This window comes from Ruminiclostridium papyrosolvens C7 (assembly GCF_000421965.1).
GTDB lineage: Bacteria > Bacillota > Clostridia > Acetivibrionales > DSM-1351 > Ruminiclostridium > Ruminiclostridium papyrosolvens_A.
This window is the reverse complement of sequence record NZ_ATAY01000043.1, coordinates 22,858-28,970: the sequence shown is the minus strand read 5'-3', so window position 1 is coordinate 28,970 and position 6,113 is coordinate 22,858. Positions and strand designations below refer to the sequence as shown.

The window sequence follows — 6,113 nt, the reverse complement described above, 5'->3', positions numbered from 1 at the left end:
CATTTACAGTGGTAGTTTAACTATAAATTCTGTTCCCTTACCGGGTTCACTTATAATATGGATGTCGCCGCTGTATAGATTTACTATATGCTTTACAATAGACAGCCCAAGTCCTGTGCCACCCATGTTTCTTGAACGCCCTTTGTCTACTCTGTAAAATCTTTCAAAAATTCTTGAATGATGTATTTCCGGAATACCAATGCCCGTATCTTTTATAGAAATTAGTGTATTTCCATTATATTTTTCTGCTTTTATATATATTTTGCCATTTTCAACATTATACTTAATAGCGTTATCAATAAGATTAATAAGCATTTGTTTTATTCTGTTTCTACTGGCTATAACCTGAATTTGCGATGGAACAGTTGAAACCTCCAGAATAATATTCTTTTTGTCTGCTGAGGATTTTAAAATAAGAACAACCTCATCAATTATCTGCCGCAGGTCTATTTCCATTACACTGTCATCTTTTCGCATAGCCTCTATTTCTGATAGTTGTAAAATATCAGAAATCAGGGTATAAAGTCTTTCAGCTTCAATATCAATAATATCAAGGAATTTTACAGCTACTGTGGTATCCTCAATAGCACCGTTTTTCAAAGTTTCCACAAATCCCCTTATTGAGGTAAGGGGAGTCTTAAGCTCATGAGTAACATTTGATACAAACTCGGTACGTATTTGTTCTAACTTTCTTACTGATGTTACGTCATTTAGTGTAATTACTGCTCCTGCTGTTTGGTTTTTGCCATCTGAAGACTTGATAGTGTTAGTATAAATTCTGTAAATTTTGTCTATTCCAAGTGAGGGAGAGAACAGTACAATTTCGTCAATTAAAGAGGAATCGTTTTTAATTGTTTCCCGTAACAGTGAATTAACTTTAGAATTTCTTGTAATATCTATTAGATTTTTACCAATAATTCCAGGTCCGTACTGGACATCAAATATATCGCAGGCTGTAGTGTTTACAATTATAATTTTTGAGTTGGTATCTATAGCAATTATACCATTCCTCATACTATTAATAACGGTATCTACTTTTACATTTTTGTCCATTATGCCGCTGAGAGTCTCATCAAGTTTATCGGCCATTTCATTAAAGGTTAAGGCAAGCTGACCGATTTCATCCTTATAATTAACATCAACCCTCTTTTTGTAGTTACCTCCGGCTATTTCTTTAGAGGTATTAATTAGATGGTGAATTGGCTTGGTTATAAAACTGGATAATTTAAATGAGATAAGTATCGTAAGCAGCAAGCCTGCCAGAATTCCAAGCAAAGTATAATATAAAAATGCCTTATTTATAGCATTAAGCTGGTACAATGGGACAGAAATCCTTACAATTATGCGATGCTCATTTATGGGCAGAGCAACGTACAAATAAGGCATTCCCATGGTTGAACTAAATCGTTGGTCTCTTCCTGTTTGCCCTTGGATAGCTTCTTGAATTTCCTTTCTGTTTAAATGGTTTTCCATTGTATCGATATTTGAGTCGGAGTCACCAAGTACTTTTCCCTGAAAGTCTATGATTGTTATTCTGGTGGCTAAAGGGAAATTTTTATCTTTATCTGTTCTGGAATTAATAAGATATGCATAATCTTTTACAAACTTATTAAAGTCTATTTTGCTTTTAACAGATGTTTCTTCTACAATATCATTCCTTAATAGAACAGCGATACTTTCAATATTGTTTTGAACTTCCAGCTTGTAGAAATATCTGGCCATTGCAGATGTGAAAATTCCTGCAATAGTAATACCAATTATTACTAACACTACAGAGTATTGAATTATTCTTTTTCTCATTTATTTTCAGGGCACCCCCATTAGCGATAAATTAATACATCTAATTGGCTGAATCAGGGTTCTTATCAGTAAAACGGTAGCCTATTCCGCGAACAGTTTCAATATAAGTAGGATTTTCATCATTATCTTCAATTTTCTGCCTTAAGTATCTTATATGAACATCTACCGTTCTGGTTTCCCCGTAGTAATCAAACCCCCATATTTTATCCAAAAGATGCTCTCTGGATAAAACCTTACCCTTGTTAAGAATCAGCATTTTAAGAAGCTCAAATTCTTTTAGTGGCATTTCCAGAAGTCTGTCACCCTTGTATACTTCTCTTCGGTTACAGTCAATTGTAATCTCACCGTGGGACAGGACCTCAATTTTCGGCTCCGTAGTTGTATTCATTCTTCTAAACAAGGCTTTAACCCTGGCAACAAGTTCTCTTACACTGAATGGCTTTGTAATATAATCATCGGCTCCAAGCTCCAGTCCCAATACTTTATCAAACTCCTCACTTTTTGCTGTTAACATAATTATGGGAATAGTCTTTGTATTAGAGGTTTGCCTCAGATTTCTGCAAACTTCCAGTCCGTCTATACCGGGGAGCATTATATCAAGAATAAACAAATCCGGTACATTTTCAGAACTATATGCCAACAAATCTTCTCCATTATCAAAAACATTAACCTTAAAGCCATTGGCCTCAAGGTTATATTTTATCAATTGCTGAATATGCATTTCATCTTCTACCACAAAAATTACCTGTTTAGACATTCTGTCACCCCATAGAATTAAAATTTACTCATTTTTCCGGGCTAAATGATCATGGGAACCCGTTACATTGAAAACAACCCATTCTGCTATGTTGGTAGCGTGATCTCCGATTCTTTCCAGATACTTTACTATAAACATATAATCAGTAGCCTGTTCTACAGTTTCAGGGTTGTTCTTCATTATATTAATCAATTCAAGAACAATCTTTGAAAATAAATTATCTACCTCATCATCGCTGTCACAAACCTCTTTAGCAAGAGCAATGTCATGCTTTACATAGGAATTAATTGATTTAGTAACCATTTTCTTTGCCAAATCAGCCATAAGTGGTATATCAATGAGAGGCTTAACTTGCTTTAAATCAGCCATTCTGATTGTCAATTCAGCAATATCTGCCGCATGATCTGCTATTCGCTCCATGTCGGTTATTATTTTAAGAGCTGTGCTTATTGCACGAAGGTCCTTTGCCAGCGGCTGCTGTCTAGCAATCAGATTTATACATATCTTTTCTATTTTGCTTTCCATATCATCAATGGTATCGTCACTTTCAAATACCTGTCTAGCGAGACTCACATCCTGCTTCTTGAAAGCGATTACTGAATTTTCAATAGATTCCTCAACCATTGCTGACATTTTTACCATAAGACCGTGCAAATGTTCCAGTTCTTTGTCAAATGAATTTCTTACCATTAATAATCACCTCTTAACCAAATCTTCCTGTTATATAATCTTCAGTTCTCTTATCCTTTGGATTGCTGAACAGTTTGTTTGTATTGCCAAATTCAACTACCTCCCCGTGGAGGAAAAAAGCTGTTAAATCTGATATTCTTGCTGCTTGCTGCATATTATGCGTAACTATTACAATAGTATAATTTTGCTTCAATTCTTCAATTAAATCCTCTATTTTAAGAGTTGAAATCGGGTCAAGAGCTGACGTAGGTTCATCCATCAAAACAACTTCAGGCTCTACAGCTAAAACCCTTGCTATGCAAAGACGCTGCTGCTGACCACCTGATAAACCCAGTGCATTCTGTTTTAATCTGTCCTTAATCTCGTCCCAAAGGGCACTGTTTCTGAGACTTTTTTCAACTATATCATCCAGTTCGGATTTAGACCTTATCCCATGAATACGCGGCCCGTAAGCAACATTATCATAAATAGACATTGGAAACGGATTAGGTTTTTGGAATACCATTCCAATATTTTTTCTTAACTCAACTATATCATATTCCTTATAAACATTCAAACCGTCGAAATAGACATCACCGGTAATTCTGACTGATGCCACCAAATCGTTCATTCTGTTTAGAGTTTTCAAGAAGGTTGATTTACCACAGCCGGAAGGGCCTATAAATGCAGTAACCTTGTTGCTGGGAATTTCCAATGAAACATTCTTTAACGCCTGCATATCTCCATAGTAAAGATTTAAATCCTTAGTAACAATTCTATATTCGTTAGTCATGTTATCATTCCTTATACAAAAAATATTATTACTGGTGCAAATTAATAATATCAATATATTTTTAATGCAGGTTTAATTCCGTGTTAATTCGGTGTTAACAATGTATATATTTTTTATTATTAACATAAACGCAAAAATATATAAATTTTGTTCCAATAGGACAAAACTAAAATAGAAAATTCGGAAATGAGTTAACATTATATTAACACACGTTTAACATGACTTTACTTTTAGACTATTGCTCCAAATGCTATTATTACAATATTAGGAGGAGTGTTTATGACAGAATCAACAAGTACTTTTCAGAATAAAAAAGCTGTAAACAGCAGGATAAAAAGAATGAGGATTTCAAATGTAATTGCCAGAAACATCCTGTTTTTGTTTGCAATAATTACAATATTAACGACTGTAGGAATCATCGTTTCACTCTTAAAGGATTCCATTGGTTTTTTTTCAAATGTGTCAATTACGGACTTCCTTTTCGGTAGAAAATGGACCCCATTATTCAGCAACCCTAGCTTCGGAGTACTGCCTCTGGTTATGGGAACATTAATAATCACATTCACATCGGCGGTTATATCAATTCCTATAGGATTGTTTACCGCAATCTACCTTAGCGAGTATGCCAACAAAAGAGTAAGAAAGATTATAAAGCCTATTCTGGAGGTTTTGGCAGGAATACCTTCAATAGTATTCGGATACTTTGCATTGACCTTAATAACACCATTAATTAGAACATTTTTGCCCCAGACAGAAATTTTCAATGCACTTAGTGCCAGTATTGCAGTGGGTATTATGACCATACCACTGGTTTCTTCACTGAGTGAGGACGCATTAAGAGCTGTTCCCGACAGTTTAAGGCAGGGTGCACTTGCTTTAGGCTCAACTAAAATGGAAACCTCCTTGAAGGTAGTCGTTCCCGCTGCAATATCGGGAATTTCGGCTTCATTCGTCCTTGCAATTTCAAGAGCTATAGGCGAAACAATGATTGTAACAATCGCTGCCGGAGCAAGGCCGAACCTTACATTTAATCCCTTGGAAAGCGTGCAGACCATGACTTCTTTTATAGTGCAGGCTAGTCAGGGTGACAACCCTCATGGAACAGTAGGTTACTATTCGTTATTTGCAGTAGGCTTGCTACTATTCCTTATTACATTGGGACTTAATATTCTTTCTCATTACATGGTTGAAAAATACAGGAAGGAATATTAAAAGCATAATATCGGAGGTAATTGTATGAATCAGATTAAGTATAGAAAAATGAAGAATTCTATTTTTCACGGAGTAATTTTTTGTGTAACACTGATAGGAATAGTAGTACTTGTCATTTTACTGGCTGATATTATCATGAGAGGAGTACCGTTTCTTACCAAACATTTTTTTACAAACTTTCCATCCCGTTTTCCTAAAAAAGCAGGAATATTGCCCGGCATCTATGGTAGTGTATATATTATATTGTTGACAATACTTATTGCAGTTCCTATAGGTTTGGGGACAGCAGTATATTTAGAAGAATACGCTAAAAACAATCGTTTTACTAAATTTATAAAAATAAACATATCAAATCTGTCAGGGACTCCGTCAATTGTATACGGTTTACTTGGACTTACTGTTTTTGTAAGGACTCTTGGTTTAGGAAAAAGTATTTTAGCCGGAGCTTTAACCATGTCGCTAGTTGTACTGCCTATAGTAATAGTTTCATCACAGGAAGCCATAAAAGCTGTACCACAGTATTTGAGGCATGGTTCCTATGCCCTTGGTGCTACAAAGTGGCAGACCATCAGAAAAATAGTTATACCTGCGGCACTTCCCGGGATATTTACAGGTGTCATACTTTCTGTATCAAGAGCATTGGGAGAGACTGCACCGCTTATTATGGTAGGCGCGGCAACATATGTTTCCAAGCTTCCTGAAGGATTAAATTCAATATTTACAGCATTACCACTGCAAATATATTATTGGATGGGGCTTCCAAAAGAACAGTTTAAGGATCTAGCTGCCGCAGGGATTATAGTACTTCTGGGAATTCTCTTAACAACAAATGCAATTGCCATTGTTTTGAGAAATAAATATCAAAAATCCATAGAATAATTA

At 35.4% G+C, this 6,113-nt stretch carries 6 protein-coding genes; 2 read left to right on the top strand and 4 right to left on the bottom strand.

Annotated elements, in window-relative coordinates; translation table 11 throughout:
* Window positions 1-3 precede the first annotated feature (3 nt).
* Genes pnpS through pstB form a run of 4 tightly spaced genes read right to left on the bottom strand, consistent with a single transcriptional unit; the run spans window position 4 to window position 4,019 of the window.
* On the bottom strand, window positions 4-1,800 hold the full coding sequence (gene pnpS, locus L323_RS32985; protein ID WP_020815935.1) for a two-component system histidine kinase PnpS: 1,797 nt from the start codon (window positions 1,798-1,800) through the stop codon (window positions 4-6).
* A 40-nt stretch (window positions 1,801-1,840) separates the two neighbouring features.
* Complete coding sequence (locus L323_RS32980; protein ID WP_020815934.1) at window positions 1,841-2,557, bottom strand: response regulator; 717 nt, start codon at window positions 2,555-2,557, stop codon at window positions 1,841-1,843.
* A 24-nt stretch (window positions 2,558-2,581) separates the two neighbouring features.
* Complete coding sequence (phoU, locus tag L323_RS32975; protein ID WP_020815933.1) at window positions 2,582-3,247, bottom strand: phosphate signaling complex protein PhoU; 666 nt, start codon at window positions 3,245-3,247, stop codon at window positions 2,582-2,584.
* Between the two features lie 13 nt (window positions 3,248-3,260).
* Window positions 3,261-4,019, bottom strand: coding sequence for a phosphate ABC transporter ATP-binding protein PstB (gene pstB / locus L323_RS32970; protein WP_020815932.1), 759 nt, complete (start codon window positions 4,017-4,019; stop codon window positions 3,261-3,263).
* Between the two features lie 279 nt (window positions 4,020-4,298).
* Between pstB and pstC the strand changes: the two genes are divergently transcribed.
* Complete coding sequence (pstC, locus tag L323_RS32965) at window positions 4,299-5,231, top strand: phosphate ABC transporter permease subunit PstC (protein WP_020815931.1); 933 nt, start codon at window positions 4,299-4,301, stop codon at window positions 5,229-5,231.
* A 24-nt stretch (window positions 5,232-5,255) separates the two neighbouring features.
* On the top strand, window positions 5,256-6,110 hold the full coding sequence (gene pstA, locus L323_RS32960) for a phosphate ABC transporter permease PstA (protein WP_020815930.1): 855 nt from the start codon (window positions 5,256-5,258) through the stop codon (window positions 6,108-6,110).
* Window positions 6,111-6,113: the final 3 nt, after the last annotated feature.